The organism is Streptomyces sp. YPW6 (genome assembly GCF_018866325.1).
Classification (GTDB): Bacteria; Actinomycetota; Actinomycetes; order Streptomycetales; family Streptomycetaceae; genus Streptomyces.
Genome location: NZ_CP076457.1, coordinates 3,607,355 through 3,625,873, shown reverse-complemented (window position 1 = coordinate 3,625,873; position 18,519 = coordinate 3,607,355). Strand labels below are relative to the sequence as shown.

At 72.7% G+C, this 18,519-nt stretch carries 20 protein-coding genes and 1 tRNA gene; 6 read left to right on the top strand and 15 right to left on the bottom strand.

Annotated elements, in window-relative coordinates; all coding sequences use genetic code 11:
- Positions 1–259: 259 nt before the first annotated feature.
- From KME66_RS16075 to KME66_RS16055, 5 genes are all read right to left on the bottom strand, one after another.
- Positions 260–427 (bottom strand): hypothetical protein, encoded by a 168-nt coding sequence (locus tag KME66_RS16075; protein ID WP_178379035.1) that lies wholly within the window; start codon positions 425–427, stop codon positions 260–262.
- A gap of 564 nt (positions 428–991) precedes the next feature.
- Positions 992–1,079, bottom strand: a tRNA-Ser gene (locus KME66_RS16070).
- A 90-nt stretch (positions 1,080–1,169) separates the two neighbouring features.
- Positions 1,170–1,598: a tRNA adenosine(34) deaminase TadA gene (gene tadA / locus KME66_RS16065; RefSeq protein ID WP_216329397.1), complete on the bottom strand. Its 429-nt coding sequence runs from the start codon at positions 1,596–1,598 to the stop codon at positions 1,170–1,172.
- Between the two features lie 188 nt (positions 1,599–1,786).
- Entirely contained in the window at positions 1,787–2,338 is a 552-nt protein-coding gene (locus KME66_RS16060) for a hypothetical protein (RefSeq protein WP_073223185.1), read from the bottom strand.
- Between the two features lie 297 nt (positions 2,339–2,635).
- Complete coding sequence (locus KME66_RS16055) at positions 2,636–2,887, bottom strand: hypothetical protein (RefSeq protein ID WP_216323097.1); 252 nt, start codon at positions 2,885–2,887, stop codon at positions 2,636–2,638.
- A 102-nt stretch (positions 2,888–2,989) separates the two neighbouring features.
- Between KME66_RS16055 and upp the strand changes: the two genes are divergently transcribed.
- Complete coding sequence (gene upp / locus KME66_RS16050) at positions 2,990–3,625, top strand: uracil phosphoribosyltransferase (RefSeq protein ID WP_053560244.1); 636 nt, start codon at positions 2,990–2,992, stop codon at positions 3,623–3,625.
- 257 nt (positions 3,626–3,882) lie between these two features.
- On the opposite strand, the gene KME66_RS16045 is transcribed toward upp, so the two are convergent.
- The 6 genes from KME66_RS16045 to KME66_RS16020 form a co-directional block, all read right to left on the bottom strand.
- Positions 3,883–4,482 carry a LytR C-terminal domain-containing protein gene (locus tag KME66_RS16045; RefSeq protein ID WP_216329395.1) on the bottom strand — a complete coding sequence of 200 codons (600 nt, stop codon included), beginning with the start codon at positions 4,480–4,482 and terminating at the stop codon, positions 3,883–3,885.
- Positions 4,483–4,677: 195 nt separating this feature from the next.
- Positions 4,678–4,974, bottom strand: coding sequence for a type II toxin-antitoxin system VapB family antitoxin (locus tag KME66_RS16040; RefSeq protein ID WP_003967677.1), 297 nt, complete (start codon positions 4,972–4,974; stop codon positions 4,678–4,680).
- A 256-nt stretch (positions 4,975–5,230) separates the two neighbouring features.
- Positions 5,231–6,763: a M28 family metallopeptidase gene (locus KME66_RS16035; RefSeq protein ID WP_216323095.1), complete on the bottom strand. Its 1,533-nt coding sequence runs from the start codon at positions 6,761–6,763 to the stop codon at positions 5,231–5,233.
- Positions 6,764–7,066: 303 nt separating this feature from the next.
- On the bottom strand, positions 7,067–7,762 hold the full coding sequence (locus tag KME66_RS16030; RefSeq protein WP_301184495.1) for an HhH-GPD-type base excision DNA repair protein: 696 nt from the start codon (positions 7,760–7,762) through the stop codon (positions 7,067–7,069).
- 85 nt (positions 7,763–7,847) lie between these two features.
- Positions 7,848–9,221: a DUF6596 domain-containing protein gene (locus KME66_RS16025; protein WP_216323091.1), complete on the bottom strand. Its 1,374-nt coding sequence runs from the start codon at positions 9,219–9,221 to the stop codon at positions 7,848–7,850.
- A gap of 18 nt (positions 9,222–9,239) precedes the next feature.
- Positions 9,240–9,650 (bottom strand): YciI family protein, encoded by a 411-nt coding sequence (locus tag KME66_RS16020; RefSeq protein ID WP_216323088.1) that lies wholly within the window; start codon positions 9,648–9,650, stop codon positions 9,240–9,242.
- Between the two features lie 222 nt (positions 9,651–9,872).
- Between KME66_RS16020 and cbiE the strand changes: the two genes are divergently transcribed.
- From cbiE to KME66_RS16005, 3 genes are read left to right on the top strand one after another with little or no spacing between them, the layout of a single operon-like run.
- Complete coding sequence (cbiE, locus tag KME66_RS16015; protein WP_216323085.1) at positions 9,873–11,144, top strand: precorrin-6y C5,15-methyltransferase (decarboxylating) subunit CbiE; 1,272 nt, start codon at positions 9,873–9,875, stop codon at positions 11,142–11,144.
- Positions 11,141–11,890 carry a precorrin-4 C(11)-methyltransferase gene (gene cobM, locus KME66_RS16010; RefSeq protein WP_216323082.1) on the top strand — a complete coding sequence of 250 codons (750 nt, stop codon included), beginning with the start codon at positions 11,141–11,143 and terminating at the stop codon, positions 11,888–11,890. The genes cbiE and cobM overlap by 4 nt, the downstream gene beginning before the upstream one ends.
- 20 nt (positions 11,891–11,910) lie before the next feature.
- Positions 11,911–12,153, top strand: coding sequence for an e9imm peptide (locus KME66_RS16005; protein WP_143169115.1), 243 nt, complete (start codon positions 11,911–11,913; stop codon positions 12,151–12,153).
- 122 nt (positions 12,154–12,275) lie between these two features.
- On the opposite strand, the gene KME66_RS16000 is transcribed toward KME66_RS16005, so the two are convergent.
- The 3 genes from KME66_RS16000 to KME66_RS15990 all read right to left on the bottom strand — a co-directional run bounded on the left by KME66_RS16000 (position 12,276) and on the right by KME66_RS15990 (position 14,961).
- Positions 12,276–13,715, bottom strand: coding sequence for a flotillin family protein (locus KME66_RS16000; protein ID WP_073223206.1), 1,440 nt, complete (start codon positions 13,713–13,715; stop codon positions 12,276–12,278).
- A gap of 145 nt (positions 13,716–13,860) precedes the next feature.
- Positions 13,861–14,370, bottom strand: a complete 510-nt coding sequence (locus tag KME66_RS15995) for a hypothetical protein (protein WP_073223208.1) — start codon at positions 14,368–14,370, stop codon at positions 13,861–13,863.
- 105 nt (positions 14,371–14,475) lie between these two features.
- Positions 14,476–14,961: a peroxiredoxin gene (locus KME66_RS15990; RefSeq protein ID WP_073223210.1), complete on the bottom strand. Its 486-nt coding sequence runs from the start codon at positions 14,959–14,961 to the stop codon at positions 14,476–14,478.
- 183 nt (positions 14,962–15,144) lie between these two features.
- On the opposite strand from KME66_RS15990, the gene KME66_RS15985 reads away from it, so the two are divergent.
- Both KME66_RS15985 and KME66_RS15980 read left to right on the top strand, forming a co-directional pair.
- Positions 15,145–15,894, top strand: a complete 750-nt coding sequence (locus KME66_RS15985; protein WP_073223212.1) for an alpha/beta family hydrolase — start codon at positions 15,145–15,147, stop codon at positions 15,892–15,894.
- A gap of 236 nt (positions 15,895–16,130) precedes the next feature.
- Positions 16,131–17,912, top strand: coding sequence for a SpoIIE family protein phosphatase (locus KME66_RS15980; RefSeq protein ID WP_216323080.1), 1,782 nt, complete (start codon positions 16,131–16,133; stop codon positions 17,910–17,912).
- Between the two features lie 264 nt (positions 17,913–18,176).
- Here KME66_RS15980 and KME66_RS15975 read toward each other — a convergent pair whose 3' ends face one another.
- Positions 18,177–18,425: a hypothetical protein gene (locus tag KME66_RS15975; RefSeq protein WP_073223216.1), complete on the bottom strand. Its 249-nt coding sequence runs from the start codon at positions 18,423–18,425 to the stop codon at positions 18,177–18,179.
- Positions 18,426–18,519: the final 94 nt, after the last annotated feature.

Genomic DNA, 18,519 nt, shown 5'->3' with positions numbered 1-18,519 from the left:
CGCGACGGCCGTGAGACAGAAGATCACTGCCATGGACAACCCTGCGGACACGGCGAACAGCAGGTCTTCGGGCTCCTTCTCGCGCGACAGCGTCAAGAAGAGGAGCGTCAAGGGCGCCGCCGCGCAGAGCCCGGCACGGAGGGGGCGCCGTGCCACCCACTTCTGGACCCGTGTCGGACGCCGTTGCCCGCCCAGGGCCTGATCCCAGGTCCAGAAGGCATCAACAAAGGACCGCTTCCAGTTCGCCACAGCCGTTTCTCTACTTGTTCTGGAGCCTACTGATCGCGAGGACCGTGATCAGGCCGCAGGCCAGGCCTGCGAGGCCCCAGGGGCCACTCGGGCTGTAGTCGTTGAGGCAGTAGCCGATGGCGCAGAAGGCAACAGTGACGGACAGGACGATGATTCCCCAGTAGCGTCTTCCGGGCATCCGTCTCCTCCTCTTTCTCGTGATGGAGGATCGACAGATCATCCTGCGGTCCAGGTGAAGTACGGCGCACAGGGGAACGACCGTGATCGCGAGGCACGGCGCCGCTGCGGCAGAATATGGCAACTCGTGGTCCGGCCTTCGGCCGGGTCGACGCCCACCAGCCGTCATCGGGCCGGCACCGGTGTCGTTCGGGTACGTCCGCGAGCGCCGCGACCACCGGATGCTGCCGCGCATTTAGGACAAGGCTGTTCGAAGGACCCGAGACGGAGCCGTCGTCACACACCATGCATGCCGAGTGGCGGGAAGCGGCGGGGCGGGCCGTCTGCTGTGGCGGGGGCGGTTGGTCATTGCCATCGCACTCTGTTGTCATGCGGCCTTCGGGCTGATCACCATCGGCTTCGCCCCCGGCAGTGGGGGCCCCGACCGGCGGCGTGCCGATGGTGGCCGGCGTTCTCGTGATCGCGATGAACCGGCCCGTGGCCGGTCGTCGCCAGCGGCGCAGCGCGCAGTGATCAGGGCAAAGCGAAGGGCCCGGCTCATCGAGCCGGGCCCTTCGTCCACAAGCGGTAGCGGTGGGATTTGAACCCACGGTGACGGGTTACGCCACACTCGCTTTCGAGGCGAGCTCCTTCGGCCGCTCGGACACGCTACCGAGAGAGAGCTTAGACCATCCCGGGCCGTGGACAGAAATCGGTTCTCCGGGGCGGGCCCGTGCGCGGCCGGGCTGTGGAGTCGTGCCTGGTCAGAGGGTGCGGAAGAACGTCGTCAGGTGTTCGGCGCACTCCCGCTCCAGGACGCCCGCGACGACCTCCGGGCGGTGGTTCAGGCGGCGGTCGCGGATGACGTCCCAGAGGGAGCCCGCCGCGCCGGCCTTCTCGTCGCGGGCGCCGTAGACGACGCGGGCGACGCGGGACTGGACCAGGGCGCCCGCGCACATCGTGCAGGGCTCCAGCGTGACCACCAGGGTGCAGTCGGTCAGGCGCCACTCGCCCACCGCCTCGGCCGCCCGGCGCAGGGCCAGGATCTCGGCGTGCGCGGTCGGGTCGCCGGTGGCCTCGCGCTCGTTGTGGCCGGTCGCCAGCTCGGTGCCGTCCGGGCCGAGCACGACGGCGCCGACCGGCACGTCGCCGGCCGACGCCGCCCGCGCGGCCTCGGCCAGCGCGCGGTGCATCGGGGCCTGCCAGGGATCGCGTACGGGGTCGGGTTCCGGTACGCGTACGGGATCCGGGGCGGGCTCGGGTGAGGGGTCCGGCGGTCGTGCGGTCACTCGCGGACCCTAGCGGACGGGGTGGTGGCGCAGCTTGCGGGGAGGGAGGCGGGTGGGGGTACGGGGGCCCGGCAGCGGCCCGCGCGGCCCCCTCAGCGGACGGACTCCAGGACCTCCGCCGCTCCCACGGCCTCCGCGATCTCGGAGAGCGCGTCGGTCTGCAGGGTCAGCAGCTCCTTCTCGGACATCCCGAGGTCGGCCAGGACCCCGAGCTCGCCGATCGGGCCCGCCGGAACGGCGTCCGGGTCGGGGGCGTCGTCGTCCGTGCCGGCCGCGGGGGCGGTCCGCTCCGGTTCGCCGTCCTCGGTGCCGTCGAGGTCGACGAGTTCCTCCAGGGCGGCGATCTCGTCCTCGGCCCCTGGTTCGCGGCCGAGCATTTCGTCGGTGAGCAGGATCTCCCCGTAGGAGGAGCGGGCGGCGGCGGACGCGTCCGAGACGTAGATTCGGGGGTCCTCCTCACCGTCCACCCGGACGACGCCGAACCAGGCGTCCTCCTGCTCGATGTAGACCAGGACCGTGTCCTCGTCCACCGAGGCCTCCCGGGCCAGGTCCGTCAGATCGGACAGGGTCTCCACATCGTCGAGCTCTGTATCGCTCGCTTCCCACCCGTCTTCGGTGCGCGCGAGCAGTGCGGCGAAGTACACCGTGACTCTCCCACTGGTCATAGGCGAATCGGTCCGACGGGAGGGCGAACGGTGATCCGTCCGTCCTGGGCCCCGCCCAATCGGCATCGTGGCAGAAACAAGCGCCGTGCGAGACCTCTTCGACCGTTGCGTCGGCCATCAGTTCCAGGAGTGCCTGGTCGGCCCTCACCCTGACGCGCCGATCGGCGGGGGAGTGCGCCGGTGGTACTCGGAGGGCTCGTCAGAGGCTCATCAGCGGGCTCATCAGGGGGTTCGCCAGGGATTGAGTGGGTGATGCGCCCGCCGCCACCCCGGCGGTCACCAGCGGAACGTGCGCATCCGCATCTGTTGGCGCATCCGGGCGGCCCGCGCCCGGCGCGGCTGGACCCGGTCCCGCAGCTGCTTGGCCTCGTGCAGCTCACGGAGGAACTGGGCGCGTCGGCGCCGGCGGGCCGCGTCACTCTCCTGCGCGTCCTCGACGTCGCCCGCCGCGCTCGCCGCGTTCTCGGCCTCGCGCTCCTCGCGCGGTCCGCGCGGGGCCGGGTTGTCCCGCAGATCCCCGTCAGCCATCGCCACACCACCCCAGTGCCGGGTCCGTATGCCCCCACCTTCCCCCCGAACAGGTGGTTGATGCCAGCGCAGAGTGCCGGGCGGCGCGGTTACTGTTGACGCATGCGGATCCACGTCGTCGACCACCCGCTGGTGGCGCACAAACTCACCACGCTGCGCGACAAGCGCACCGACTCCCCGACCTTCCGGCGGCTCGCCGACGAGCTGGTCACCCTCCTCGCCTACGAGGCCACCAGGGATGTGCGTACCGAGCAGGTCGACATCGACACCCCGGTGACGCCCACGACCGGCGTGAAGCTCTCGCACCCCCGGCCCCTGGTCGTCCCGATCCTGCGGGCCGGTCTGGGCATGCTGGACGGCATGGTCCGGCTGCTGCCGACCGCCGAGGTGGGCTTCCTCGGCATGATCCGCAACGAGGAGACGCTCCAGGCGGAGACGTACGCGACGCGGATGCCCGAGGACCTCTCCGGGCGCCAGGTCTACGTCCTCGACCCGATGCTGGCCACCGGCGGGACCCTGGTCGCGGCCATCCAGGAGCTGATCAAGCGCGGCGCCGACGATGTCACCGCCGTCGTGCTGCTCGCCGCGCCCGAGGGCGTCGAGGTGATGGAGCGGGAGCTGGCCGGGACCCCGGTCACCGTCGTCACCGCCTCCGTCGACGAGCGGCTCAACGAGCACGGCTACATCGTGCCGGGCCTCGGCGACGCGGGCGACCGGATGTACGGGACGGCCGAGTAGGGCCGGGACCCGAACTCCTCTCCTCCGACTCGGCGCCCCGTTCCGGCGCGTACGTCAGGCACGGTCTCGTGCCCGTTCGTACGGTGCCGGGGCGGGGCGCTCTCGTCTGCACCGCTTGCCGCGTGTGCCCCATTCCGTGTGCGCGGACGATCGGCGATCGGCCTCCTCCGGCAGCGGGATCGGTCAGGGCCGTCAGGGCCGTCAGAGCCGTCAGGGCTGTCGGATCAGTCGGATGGGCGGGGGACGGTACGGCGGGATCAGCAGGAGGGGGACGGGGCCGGGGCCGGCTTCGTCAGGGCCGTCATCGCCGCCGTGGCCTCCTTCGGCGTGCTGAACGCCTTGAACTTCGCCCCGAGGATCAGATCGACCTCGCCCGTCTTCCGGGTGTCCGTCTTCTGCACGGTCCCCACCAGCTGGGTGCCGAGCACGGTGAAGCTGGTGTTCTTCGCGGCCGGGGCCCCGAGCAGCACGCCCGTTCCCGGCACCTTCTTGTCGTACTCCTTCGTCGCGTTGCCCACCTCGCCGATGGTGAAACCGCGCTGCTTCAGCTCCTCGGCGGCCGCCTTGGCCAGCCCGGTGCGCGTCGTCGCGTTGTAGACGTTCACCTTGATCGCGGCCGGTTTGGGCAGCGCCTTGGCGGGGGCCACGGACGGCTTCGCGGTGGGACAGTTCCTGCGGTCGGCCGCGCTCGCGCTCTTGTCGCCGCCGGTGAACACGTCGATGAGCTGCAGCGTGCCCCAGCCGACGAGACCGAGGACGACGACGGCTCCGATGCCCGCGAGGACCAGCCTGCGGCGGTGCCGGGGGCGGCGCATGCGGGGGTAGGTGTCGCCCGTGATGCGGTACTTTCCGCCCATGCCGGGGGGAGTGAGCATGCTCATGGAAGCAGCGTAATGGGACCCGGTGATGATGCGTACTAAACGATCAACGTATGGCACCCGGATGGGTGTGAAAGCACCCAAAAGCCCGAATCCTGGTCCCGGAAGGAAGCGTCAGGACGCGGAAAGCCCGTGGGGTGTGGGGCGGGCGGGAGGGCGGCGCCGACGGGGGTGTCAGCCCAGGTCGAGGACGCGTGCGTGCAGTACCTGGCGCTGCTGCAGCGCGGCGCGGACCGCCCGGTGCAGCCCGTCCTCCAGGTAGAGGTCGCCCTGCCACTTCACGACATGCGCGAACAGGTCCCCGTAGAACGTGGAGTCCTCGGCGAGGAGGGTCTCCAGGTCCAGCTGCCCCTTGGTGGTCACGAGCTGGTCCAGGCGGACCGGACGCGGCGCGACATCCGCCCACTGGCGGGTGCTTTCCCGGCCGTGGTCGGGGTACGGCTTCCCATTTCCGATGCGCTTGAAGATCACACGGAAAGCCTACCGGTCAAGAGCCACCGGGCGCAGCCACGGAAGCCCATCGCTGCTGCGGGCAAAGGGCGTATAGCGCTGGATAGGGCGGGAAATGGGGGCGGTGGACCGGGGGCATCCCTGAGCGTCCCCGGGTGTCCCCGGGTGTGCCCGGGGCTCCCCCGCGCTGCTGCCGTCCGGTTCGCCGGTGACGTTCCTGTGGTCTCCGGCACCGGCTCCGGTGTCGGGGCCGGCGCCGGAGACCGCCAGCCGGTCGCTACTCCGTCACGTGGCCGTGGCCCTCGCGCAGGCCGCCGCCGCTGCCGCCGCTGCCCGGCGTCCCGGTGCCGGTGTCGGGGTCGACCGGGCGGGTCAGCGAGCGCAGGTCGTGCGCGTACGTCCCGACGGCGTTGGCGATCACGTCGATGTTGGTGTCGAAGTGACCCATGTCGATGTTGTCCAGGTCGTCACAGGCCGCGTGGTAGCAGGGGTCGTACGCGATCCCCGCCCCGCCGCCGAACACCTCGGCCTGGGCCGCCGTCTTGATGCCCTCCGCCCCGGTGTCCGTACCGCCGGAGGGGATGCCGACCTCGATGAACGGGCCGTAGTCCGAGCGGCCGGTGAAGTCCGTGCCCTCGTGCGGCTTGCCCTTGCCGTCGAGGAACGCGTTGATGTCACGCTCCAGTTGGGCCGAACCCTCCGGGCCCGGACCCGCGCCGACCTGGTCGGAGTCGTCGCCGTCGAAGACGAACTGGACACCGTTCGGCGAGGCGATCATGTCGAAGTTCAGGTAGAGCTTGATCTGCTCACGCTGCTCCTCGGAGAGGGCCGCGACGTACTTCTCCGAGCCGATCAGACCGTTCTCCTCGGCCGACCACCAGGCGAACCGCACCTTGTTGGCCGGCTTGCTCTTCGACTTGGCCAGCTTCAGGGCGACGTCCAGCAGACCGGCGGAGCCCGAGCCGTTGTCGTTGATGCCGGGGCCCTCGGTCACCGAGTCGAGGTGGGCGCCGAGCATCACGGTCCGTGCCGCGCTGCCGCCGGGCGTCTCGGCGATGACGTTGCGGGTGGGGCGGTCCTGCTGGAGCTCGCGGATCTCGAAGGAGACCGTGACCTCGCCGCCCGCGAGGTCGGCGAGGAGCTTCTCGCCCTCCTCCAGGGTGAGCCCGCCGGTCGGGATCTTCCCGGCGGAGACGTCGCCGAGCGTGCCGGACAGGGTGCCCTCGACGTTGTTGTAGACGGCCGCTCCGGCCGCGCCCGCCGCTGCCGCGGTCTCCTGCTTCTGGGCGAAGGAGCAGCCTCCGCGCTTGATCAGCGCGATAGCGCCGGTGAAGTCCGCGGCGGCGTAGTCGGCGGCCTCGCAACCGGTCGTCTCGTCGGCGGGTACGGCGACGAGCCGGGCCGTCAGGCCGCCTTCCTTCGTCGACGGCGTGTACGTCATGGCCTTAATCGTCACGTCGCGGGGCGTCGGCGTCACCACGGCGAGCTTCTCGGCCAGGGTCTCCGTGTAGGTGAAGCGGAAGCTCTCGTACGAGACCTTGTACCCGGCACGCTGCAACTGGCGGTAGACGTACGCGGCCGAGGCGTCGTGCCCCAGCGAGCCGGCGGCGCGGTGGCCGTCGGTGGAGTCGGCTATCGCCTGGAACTGCTTGAGGTGGGTGAAGGCGTCGCGCGCGGACGAGGTCCTCACCAACTCCCGCGCCAGCTTGGCCGCTTCCTTCCCGGGGTCGTGCGGCGAGGGGCGTCCGGGGTGCGGGGACGCGGCCAGGAGGAGCGGTGTGGCCAGGGCGGTGGCGGCCACGACAGCCATGGCTCTGCGACGTGTTGCGTGCACAGGAGTCCTTCCGGTCTGAACGGCTGGTCCCCGAGCCGCTGGTCCTTCGAACGGCTCGGTGACGGAACGGCTGAACGAATGTGCTGCGAAAGCTAGCGAGTGGGGTGACGCCTGGGAACCGGTGTGGCTGAATCTGATCGGTCGAATCGGGGTGTCGGCCTGTTCCAGTGCATGGGCATGTCACTTTTGTCCCGGGGGCGTCTGCTTCCGAGTCCCTTTCCGTGCCCCTTGTGCTCGGTGACGCCCTCCTTCATCAGTGACGTCACTTCGTCCGTGACGTCACTTCTTCCGTGACGTCCCGGGCTTCTGCGCCGCCTTGGCCGCCTTCGCCGCCGCCTTGGCCTCCTGCTTGTACGCACGCACCTCGACCAGCGACTCCGGGCCCGTGATGTCGGCGACCGACCGACGGGAACCGGCCTCCCCGTACGGGCCTGCCGCCTCGCGCCACCCCGGTGGACGCACGCCCAGCTGCTTGCCGAGCAGCGCCAGGAAGATCTGGGCCTTCTGGACGCCGAAGCCGGGCAGGGCCTTGAGGCGCTCCAGCAGGTCGTCGCCGGTCGAGGCGTCCCGCCACACCGCGTCCGCGTCGCCGCCGTACTCCGCGACCAGGTACTCGCAGAGCTGCTGCACCCGCTTCGCCATCGAACCGGGGTAGCGGTGCAGGGCCGGTTTGGTGACGAACAGTTCGGTGAAGGCGTCCGGGTCGTAGGCGGCGATCCGGCCCGCGTCCAGGTCGTCGGAGCCCATCCGTTCCGCGAGGGTGTACGGGCCCGTGAACGCCCACTCCATCGGCACCTGTTGGTCCAGCAGCATGCCGACCAGGGCGGCCAGCGGGCTGCGGCCCAGGAGCTCGTCCGCCTCGGGGTTCTGGGCGATGTGGAGGGTGACGGCCTCGCTCCTGCCCGTGCCTGTGCCCGCGCCCCTGCCCGCCGCCTTGCCTCTGCCGCCGGTGCTGCCGTTGCCGCTCGTGGTCATGCTGCCGATCATCGCGAGCGCGGCGGGCGGCGGCGAGCGGGGCTGCGCCGATGGCCTCTTCCCTGTCGGCCGAAGGGAGTAACCCCTATCCGTCCGGCCGGTCCAGCCGGTCCGCGCGGCGGCGCAGGTAGCGGGCCTCGGGCTCGCTGAGGGTGGCGTCGGCGGCCGCCCGGTAGGCGGTACGGGCGGCGTCGGGCTCCCCGGCGCGCTCCAGGAGGTGACCGCGTACGGCGTCGAGCCGGTGCCCGCCCGCACCGCCCGCACCGGCTGCACCGCCCGCACCTGCCGTTCCCGCTGCTGCCCCTGCTGTTCCCGGCGCCGCACCCGCCCCTCCTGCCGCACCTGACCCTCCCGCCGCACCCGCCAGCGCGTCGACCTCCGCCAGTCCCGCCCGGGGACCGTGCACCATCGCGACGGCGACGGCCCGGCCCAGTGCGGCCGCAGGGTCGGGGGAACGCCGTACGAGGACGTCGTACAGGGCGAGGATCTGCGGCCAGTCGGTGTCCTCCGCGCGCTCCGCCTCGTCGTGCAGGGCGGCGATCGCGGCCTGGAGCTGGTAGTCCCCGGCCGGTCCCTGGGTGAGCGCCTCCTCGGCCAGGGCGGTGCCCTCGGCGACGGCCGTACGGTCCCAGCGGGCCCGGTCCTGTTCGTCGAGGGGGATCAGCTCACCGTCCGGGCCGGTGCGCGCCGGGGTGCGCGCCTCGGTGAGGACCATCAGCGCGAGCAGTCCGGTGACCCGCCCCTCGCGGGGGAGCAGCCGGCGGACGGCACGGGTCAGCCGGATCGCCTCGCGGGCCAGGTCCGTGCGGTGGAGGTCGGGGCCCGCGGTGGCGGTGTAGCCCTCGTTGAAGATCAGGTAGAGGACCTGGAGCACGGCGGCGAGCCGCTGGTCGCGGTCCCGGGCGTCCGGCTGCCGGAAGTGCGTCCCGCGCACCGCCCGCTTGGCCCGGCTGATGCGCTGCGCCATCGTCGCCTCCGGCACCAGGTGGGCGCGGGCGATCTCGGCCGTGGTGAGGCCGCCGACCGCCCGGAGCGTCAGCGCGATCTGGGCGGCGGGGGAGAGCGCGGGGTGGCAGCAGAGGAAGAGCAGGGTGAGCGTGTCGTCCTCGGAGGGGGCCCGGCCCGGTCCGGAGGGGCCCGCACCCGCGGTCCCCTCCCCGGGCGGCGGGGCGACGAACGCGTCGGCCGGGGTGAGGGCCGCCGCCGTCTCCTCGCGGCGCCGCCGGGCCTCGTCGCTGCGCAGCCGGTCGGTGAGGCGGCGGGAGGCGACCTTGATGAGCCAGCCGCGCGGGTTGTCGGGGATCCCGTCCCGGGGCCACTGCTCGGCGGCCGCGATCAGGGCCTCCTGGACGGAGTCCTCGGCCGGGTCGAAGTGCCCGTACCGGCGTACGAGTGCGCCGAGGACCTGCGGCGCGTGGCGGCGCAGCAGGTCCTCGATGTCGTTCGTCGCTCGGTCCATCCGGACCTTCCGGGTCGGTCAGTCGTCGATCCCGCCGCCTACCGGGCGGATGAGGACCGGGTACGCGGGCGCCCCGGCCGGCTGCGGACAGCGTGCCACGCGGGCGGCGATCTCGGTCACCCTTTCCAGGTTCTCGCAGTCGAGGATCCAGAACCCGGCGAGCAGTTCCTTGGCCTCGCCGTACGGACCGTCCGAGACGACCGGGCGGCCCTCGGCGTCGACGCTGACGGCCCGGCCCGAAGCGGGCTCCAGCAGCCCGTAGGCGCTCACCAGCTCGCCCGACTCGGCCAGGTCGTCGTTGATGCTCCCCATGTGGGCGAACATCTCCTGCACGGCCTTCTCGTCCCAGGCCGGGCTGCCGGCGCTGCCCTTGCCGCTCTGCGCGTCGTAGTCCGCCTGGCTGCCCTGGACCATCACCAGATACTTCATGACCGTCGCCTCCTGGTCGCTCGTGGTCGTTCTTTCTCCTGCACAGGGGACGTCGGGGCCGATGGGGGTTTCTCGACACCACGCACGAAGTTTTTCCGGATTCACCCGGCGGGGTGGGCGGAGCGGGGCGTTCAGTAAAGTGCGGCTGCGCCTCGTTTCCGCTCGTCGCGCCCGCTTTCCACCGCCCTGAACCCCGAACGACGAACGACGAGGTCCCGGCCCGTGCCCCCATCCCCAGCCCCGCTTCCGCACCCCGTCGCCGTCGTGGGGATCGGCGCGGACGGCTGGTCCGGGCTGTCCGGCACGGCGCGGGAGGCGCTGCGCGGGGCGGAGGTGCTGATCGGCGGGGCGCGCCAGCTGGATCTGCTGCCGCCGGAGTGCGCCGGGGAGCGGGTGGCCTGGCCGGCCCCGCTGCGGCCGGCCGTCCCCCGGTTGCTCGCCGAGCACGGGGAGCGGCGGATCGCGGTCCTGGCGAGCGGGGACCCGATGTTCTACGGGATCGGGCGGGCGCTCGCGGAGGAGCTGGGGCCCGAGGGGCTGCGGGTGGAGCCGCACCCGTCCTCCGTCTCGTACGCCTGCGCGCGGCTGGGCTGGCCGCTGGAGGACACGGAGGTCGTCACGCTGGTGGGCCGCCCGGCGGCGCGTCTGGCCGCCTCCCTGTACGCGGGGCGACGGCTGCTCGTCCTGAGCGCGGACGCGAGCACTCCGGCCACGGTCGCGGCGCTGCTGACGGACCGGGGGTTCGGCCCGAGCCGGCTGCGGGTGCTGGAGCAGCTGGGCGGTGAGGACGAGGATCTCGTCGAGGGCATCGCGGAGGCCTGGGCGCACGAGCCCGGCGACCGGCTGAACGTCATCGCGGTCGAGTGCCGGGCGTCGGCAGAGGCGCTGCGGCTCGGCGCGGTGCCCGGTCTGCCGGACGAGGCGTACGAGCACGACGGGCAGCTCACCAAGCGCCACGTCCGGGCCGCCACGCTGGGCACGCTGGCGCCCGCGCCGGGGGAACTGCTCTGGGACGTGGGCGGCGGATCGGGCTCGATCGCGATCGAGTGGCTGCGGGCCCACCGGTCCTGCCGGGCGGTGAGCGTGGAGCGTGACCCGGTGCGGGCCGAGCGCATCACCCGTAACGCCGCGCGCCTGGGCGTCCCCGGCCTCCGGGTCGTCACGGGCCCGGCGCCCGCGGCCCTGGCCGGACTGGACACCCCGGACGCGGTGTTCATCGGCGGCGGGCTGACCGCGCCGGGCCTGCTGGACGCCTGCTGGGAGGCGCTGCGGCCGGGGGGTCGGCTGGTCGCGAACACGGTGACGCTGGAGTCGGAGGCGCTGCTGGCCGGGCGGCACACGGCGTACGGCGGCGAGCTGGTGCGGCTGTCGGTCGCGCACGCCGTTCCGGTCGGCGGGTTCACCGGGTGGCGGCAGGCGATGCCGGTGACGCAGTGGTCGGTGACCAAACCCTCATCCTCAGAAGTGAGTTCGCACATGGGAGACAGACGATGACCGTGTACTTCATCGGCGCGGGCCCCGGCGCCGCCGACCTGATCACGGTGCGCGGCGCCCGGATCCTCGCCGCCAGCCCGGTCTGCCTGTACGCGGGCAGCCTGGTCCCGGTGGAACTGCTGGCCGAGTGCCCGGAGGGCGCCCGCCTGATCGACACGGCGAACCTGGACATCGACCAGATCGCCGAGGAGTTGGTCCGGGCCCACGCGGACGGCCACGACGTGGCGCGGCTGCATTCGGGGGACCCGTCGGTCTTCAGCGCGGTGAACGAGCAGATGAAGCGTCTGGACGAGGCGGGCGTGCCGTACGAAGTGGTCCCCGGCGTCCCCGCGTTCGCCGCTGCCGCCGCCGCCCTGAAGCGCGAGCTGACGGTGCCGACGGTCGGCCAGACGGTGATCCTGACCCGCGTCGCCCACCGTGCCACGGCGATGCCGGAGGGCGAGGACCTGGCGACCCTGGGCCGCAGCGGCGCGCTGATCGTGCTGCACCTGGCGGCCCGGTACGTGGACCGCGTGGTCGACGAACTGCTCCCGCACTACGGTGCGGACTGCCCCGCGGCGGTGGTGGCGATGGCGTCCCGCCCGGACGAGATCGTCCTGCGCGGCACCCTGGACTCGATCGCCGGACAGGTGAAGGCGGCGGGGGTGATCCGGACGGCCGTCATCATGGTGGGGCGGACGCTGGGCGCGGAGCAGTTCCGGGACAGCCACCTGTACTCACCGGAGCGGGACCGGCACGTGTGCTGAGGGCGGTTGGAGAGGGCGGCGTGCGAGGCGACGCGAGCGCGGGCGGGATGAGCCGGGACGAGGCGCTGTCGTTGGTGAGGCGCCTGCTGAACGAGTCCGGCGAGACCGGCGAGGCGGAGGCGGACGAGATCCTCGACGCCTTGGAACGCGGCCTGGCCTGCCCGCACATCGGCGACTACGTCTACTGGCCCCTCCCGGACTCCGACCCCACGCCGGAAGAGATCGTCGACCGGGCACTGGCCTATCGGCCGATAGCGCTCTGACCCCGAGGCGGGCCCCGGCGACGGGGCGTAGCCCGGGTGCTTCGGCGGACGGGCCCGGCGGACATGGGTGTGCCCGGGACCCCTGCTGCGGGTCCCGGGCACCGGTGCGCGCGTGCTGCGCGTCAGCCCTTGATCTCGATCTCGCCGTTCGCCGCGGAGTCGTCCGGGGTCGTGGCCGGAGCCGGGACCGTCGTCGTGCGGTTCTTCAGGTTCTCCAGGAGGGACGCGAGGTCCACGCCCGTCGTCGAGCTGAGCAGTTCCATGCCCTGCGAGACGTTGTCGGTGACCGTGCGGGCCAGCTGGCTCGCGCCGTCCGTGGAGATGACCGTCATCTTGTCGATGGCGCTCAGCGGCTCCGAGGCCTTCGCGACGACGCTCGGGAGGACCTCGACCAGCATCTGGAGGACGGCCGCGTCACCGTACTGGGCGAACGCGTCGGCCTTCTTCTGCATGGCCTCGGCCTCGGCCGCACCCTTGGCGGCGATGGACGCGGCCTCCGCCTCACCCTCGATGCGGACCGCGTCGGCCAGTGCCGAGCGGTGCAGCTTCTCGCCCTCACCGGTCAGGCGCGAGCGCTGCGCGTCGGCCTCGGCCTCCTTGACCAGCGCGATGCGGCGGGCCTCCGCCTCCTGCTCGGCCTGGTAGCGGGCGGCGTCGGCGGGCTTACGGACCTTCGTGTCCAGCTCGCGGTCGGTCAGGGCCGCCTGGCGCTCGGCGACCTTCTCCTGCTCGGAGAGGACCTCCTGCTGGCGGGCCGCCTCGGCGAGCGGGCCGGCGGCGTTGGCCTTGGCGGCCGCAGCTTCCGTCTCGGCCTTGATCTCGGCCTGCTTCAGGTAGTACGTCCGCTCGGCGATGGCGATCTCCTCGGCCGCCTTCAGCCGGGCCTGCTCCGAGGCGCGCTTCGCGATGGCCTCGGCGATGTCCGCCTCCTGCTTGGCGCGGGCGGCCTCCGGGCGGCCGAGGTCCTCCAGGTAGGAGCCCTCGGTGGTGATGTCCTGGATCTGGAAGGCGTCCAGGATCAGGCCCTGGCCGGAGAGGCTGGCCTCGGCCTCCTCCGCGACCTGGCCGGCGAACGCGGCCCGGTCCCGGATGATGTCCTCGACCGACATCCGGCCGACGATCGCGCGCAGCGCCCCGGAGAGCACTTCCTGGGTGAAGCCGACGATGCCGTCCTGCTGCTGGAGGAAGCGCTGGGCCGCGGCTCGGATCGCGTCCTCGCTGCCGCCGACCTTGACGATCGCGACGCCTTCGAGGTTCGACTTGACGCCGCGCAGCGTCACCGCGCCGCGTACGGCGATCGGGATGTGCCGGCTGGACAGGTCCAGGGTGAACTTCTGCTGGACGAACGGCACCACGAAGACGCCGCCGCCCACGACGACCTTCTGGCCGCTGTTGTCGATGCTGGTCAGACCGGTGACCGGGTCCGTCGACTTCTTGCCGCGGCGGCCGGTGATGATGAACGCCTCGCTGGGCCCGGCCACCTTGTAGCGCGTGATGACGACGAGGCCGAGCAGGACGAGGAGTACGACGATGCCGATGACGGCGATGACTACTGGACTCATGAGGTTTGTCCCCCCTGCCTCCCTTGGGGGACGGCAGATCGTTGTGGAGCGGGCCGTGCTGTGGAGTTGACCGATGTGCGGTGGGCGTGGACGGGTGGGCGGAGCCGGCGGGCGTGGAACGGTGCGTGGAGCCGGTGGTGCGTGGTCAGCGCTCCACCGGGCGTACCGCGACCGAGGTGGTCGACAGCGCCTCTTCCACCCAGATCTCCGTCCCGCGCGCGACGGGCACGGCCGATCTGGCCGCGTACTTCACCGGCTGGCCGCCCAGGCTCAGCAGCACCTCGCCGTAGCCCTCGGCCGGGATGGCCGTCACCACGGAACCCGAGGTGCCGACCAGGTCGGAGTCGCGCGGGGTGGCGTGCGTCTGGTCGCGCATGAGGGCCTTGCTGAGTTTCCAGGTCAGCCAGCCCGCGGCCAGGCCGGCGGCGACGCCGACGACGGTGGCCACAAGCGTCCCCGCGCTGGTCGCGCCGAGCACGATCGCACCGCCGAAGCCCAGCATCGAGAGGAATCCGGCGATCACCGGAAGGGAGAGCAGCCCGTCGAAGAGGCCGTCCACCACGCCGCCGAAAAGTCCTTCGAGGACCCCGTCGAAGATCAGGGAGAGGGCCAGCAGGACGATTCCCGCAATGCCGAGACCGAGAAAGAAGGTCACGCGATCACTCCCCTGTCTGCCGACTTCCCCCGAGTGTTATTCGTCGATCTGGCTGGATGATCCCATACGGCACCGTCGTCGGTCACTGCCGGGATCCGGCAACCTTTACGCCCCTTTGATGCCGGACAGATGGTGCGTGAGGGTGTCGAGTGACTGGAAGGTCGCTCCGAGCAACGCCACGTGCTTCCAGCGCAGGGTCCCGTCCGGGCCGACGAGGAAGACCGCCCGCCGCACTCCGATGCCGGGCGCGGAGACCCCGTACGCCTTGGCGATCTCCCGGCCCTCGTCGGCCAGCAGCGGCATACGCAGGCCGAAGGCGCGGGCGAACGACTCGTGGCTGTCCACACCCTGTGGACTGATGCCCCAGACGTCGGCGTCCAGGCCCTCGAAGGCCTCCATGCCCGAGGAGTACGAGCACAGCTGCTTCGTGCAGACCGAGGTGTTGTCCCCCGGGTAGAACGCCAGGACCACGGACCGGCCGCGGGCGGCGGACAGGCGGTAGTCGGCGCGGTCGAAGGTCCCGTCCGACAGGGCTCCGCCGGGCAGGGTGAAGTCGGGTGCCGTGCTGCCGAGTTGGGGTCCTGATGCCATGAGGAAGGCTCCGTTTCGTGGTGGGTGCGCGGACGATCCGTGGTCGTGACCGTACCGGGGGCGGCACTTTCCGGATCCGGCGAGTCGTTGATCCGGCGGGCCGCCTCCCCATCCGGGGCGGCCTCGGCGCCGAATACGGGGAGAGGGGGCCGCCGCGCCCCGCACCCGGATCTGGAGGTACGCGTGGCCCAACGACCGCCGTCGGCAGCGGTTCTCGTCCTGCACGGAGGCCGCGAGACCGGTACGGAGGCCCCGCCGCCGGGGCTCCTCAACCTGCCCGGCACGCGCATGCGCCCCTTCGTCCGGGCTGTCGGCCGGGCCGCCCGCGCCTCCGGTGGCAACGTGCTCGTGAGACAGGTGCGGTACGGCCACCGGGGCTGGAACGGCGACCGTGCGCACCCCTTCCACGACGCCGTGGCCGCCCTCGACGCGCTGCGGGAGGAAGCGGGCGACGACCTGCCGGTGGTGCTCCTGGGCCACTCCATGGGGGCGCGCGCCGCCCTCCGCGCCGCCGGGCACCCTCTTGTGCGGGGTGTCGTCGGGCTCGCCCCCTGGTGCCCGCCGGGGGACCCGGTCACCCAGCTCGCCGACCGTGACGTCGTCCTCGTCCACAGCAACCGGGACCGGCTCACCAGCCCCCAGGCCACCCAGTCCCTCACCGCCCGGGCCCGTCGCGCCGGGGCCCGTACGTGCATGGTCACCATCCGCGGCGGCGACCACGCCATGATCCGGCGGGCCTCCGACTGGCACCGGCTCACCACGGGGCTGGTCACCGGACTGCTGGGTTCCGGCAGTCTGCCGGGCCCGGTCGGCGAGGCACTCGCGCTCCCGCCCACCGCCGGGGCCTCCGAAGGCACCCTCGATCTGGACGTCGACCTCGGCCTCGGCCTGGGGCCGGATCCCGGGCGGTTCCGGGCCCGGACGCGCGCTTAGGGGGTGTCGCCCGGTCGAAGGGAGCCCCTCGGGTGCGCGTTCGGGGCTGTTCGCCTGCCGGAGGGAGCCTCCCGGACGGGGCGCGCCCAGGCCCGGACGAGGGGGCCCGGGCGCGCCCAGGCCCCTCGTCCGGTCCGGGCGAGGTGGGCCCCGGGGCCCACCTGCCGTGCTGCGGATGCGTGACGCCGGGCCGCAACCGACGATGGAGGCTCGGGAGCCGACGAGCGGCGGGAGGCATGCTCTTGCAGGCCGACACGTGCGACGACGGCATGCCGTCGTTCTTCGATCCGAAGACCGTCGCGGCCCTGTTCGACGGCAATCCCGCCGCCGTCGCGGTGCTCGACCACGAGCTGCGCTACACCTACGTCAACCCTGCTCTCGAACGGCTCAACGGCCTCCCCGCCGCCTCCCACATCGGGCGGACCTTCGCGCAGGTGCTGCCCGGGCTGCACGGCCAGGCCGCCGCCCTGCGCGACGTGCTGGCCGACGGCAGGCCCCGGGAGATGACGATCAGCGGGCGGACCTGGGCGCCGACCGAGGACGAGCAGCAGCTCTGGCGGGCCACCTACCACCGGCTCGACGCGGGCGGGGAGGGCTGCGGGCTGATGGCGATCGTCGTCGAGATCACCGACATCGCCCGGCAGCGCGAGGAGCTGGAGCAGGCCCGCGGCCACGTCACGCTGCTCTCCACCGCCGCCCTCCGGATCGGCACCACGCTCGACATGGACACCACCTGCCGGGAGCTGGCCGACTTCGTGGTGCCCGACCTCGCCGATGTCGCCGCGGTCGACGTGTTCCCGGCCGAGGTGGGGCACTCCGTACGCCGTCCGGCCCCCGGCGTCGTACGGCTGCGGCGGGCGGCGCTGCGGGGTGAGGGCGACCTCGACGAGCAGGTGCAGCGGTTCGGCTACCCCGGGGAGTACGTCGACTTCGCCCCGGACTCCGCGGTGACCCGCTGCCTGCTGGAGAACGAGCCGGTCGTCGACGACTGGGAGAACCACGAGCGCGGGCGCAGCGCCTTCACCTCCGAGCGGATCACCGCCTCCCTGGCGCTCGGGCTGCGCCAGGCGCTCGTCGTTCCGCTGACCGCCCGCAGCCGGCCGCTCGGCACGCTCACCCTCATCCGGGCCGAGGGCTCCCCCCTCTTCGACGACCAGGACGTGGCCGTGGCCCGCGAACTGGCCGTCCGGGCGGGCGTCGACCTCGACCACGCCCGCCGCTACCACCACGAGCACAGCATCGCCCGCGAACTCCAGCGCTCCCTGCTCTCCGAGCCCTGGGGCCCCCACTCCCACGTCGAGGTCGCCACCCGCTACCGCCCCGCGGACCAGGGCGTCCTGGTCGGCGGCGACTGGTTCGACGTCGTACCGCTCCAGGACGGCCGGCACCTCAAGGCGATGGGTGACGTGATGGGGCACGGGGTGGAGGCGGCCGTCGCCATGAGCCAGTACCGCTCGCTGCTGCGGCTGCTGGCGCAGGAGGACCTGCCGCCGCACCGGATCCTGGAGCAGCTCGACGGGATGGTGGAGCGGTCCGGCCTGGACCGGGCGGCGACCTGCCTGCTCGCCGTCGTCGACCGGTTCGGCGGGGTGTGCGAGGTGGCGAGCGCGGGCCATCTGCCGCCCGTCTTCATCGACCCGGGGGCCGACGGGGCGCGGGTCGTGCAGGTGCCGGTGGGGCCGCCGCTCGGCACCGGGTTCGGCGGCTACCGGACCGTGTCCGTGCCCTGCGGGCCGGGGACCGTGCTGTTCATGTACACCGACGGCCTGGTCGAGCGGCGGGGCGAGGACATCGACGTGTCGGTGGGGCGGCTGGCCTCGCTGACCCTGCCGCCCGGCGGCCGTCTGGACGACCTGCTGGACCAGGTGCTGGACCGCTTCGGAGAGGACGCGGAGGACGACATCGCCGTCCTCGCCTCCCGGATCCGCGAGGGCCCGCCGGTGGTGCGGCCGGCTCCGGCGAACGACTCGGGCCAACGACTCCGCGGGGTGACCTCGCCGAGTGACCTCGCGGGGTGACCTCGCCGAGTGACCTCGCCGAGTGCCTCCGGCTGAGCCACCGGGGCCAGGGCGTTCCTGGGGCCGTGATCGGGTGTGAGGGCTCCGCCGGTGAGCCCCGTCATCGGGATCCGCCTCGTGGTGCCGTACGGGCCCGGTCGGCCCGGCGTCGGTTCCGGGCCTGCGCGTCCGGCCGTCACAGCGTCGTCGTACCCCGTCCGGGCGACGTCGAACGGCCGGAAAGCGGGGCGCTCGCACCTTCCGGGTGTGCCGGGAAGGACGTGCTCAGGCCGTCTCCGGGGTGTCCGGCTTTCGGCTGCGCAGCTCACGCAGGACGAGGGCGGCCGAGGTGATCAGCGGCAGCAGACCCGCCACCGCGTCGGCGGTGCTCAGCTTGTCGTGCGTGTTCCTGGCCCGGCGGACCTGCTTGGACGCCCTGATGACCGCGAGCGCGCTGCTGCCCAGGCTCAGGACGAGCCCGGCCTTGCTGCCGCGCAGGCCCCTGGCGCGCTTCGCGGAACGGTTCTTCGCCATCAGGGACACCTCCAGCCGGTGGGGCCCGCCCGGTCGCGGGCGCGCCCTCCCCGTCCACGTAACCGGGTGTCCGCCGCCCCCGCAAACGCGGGGC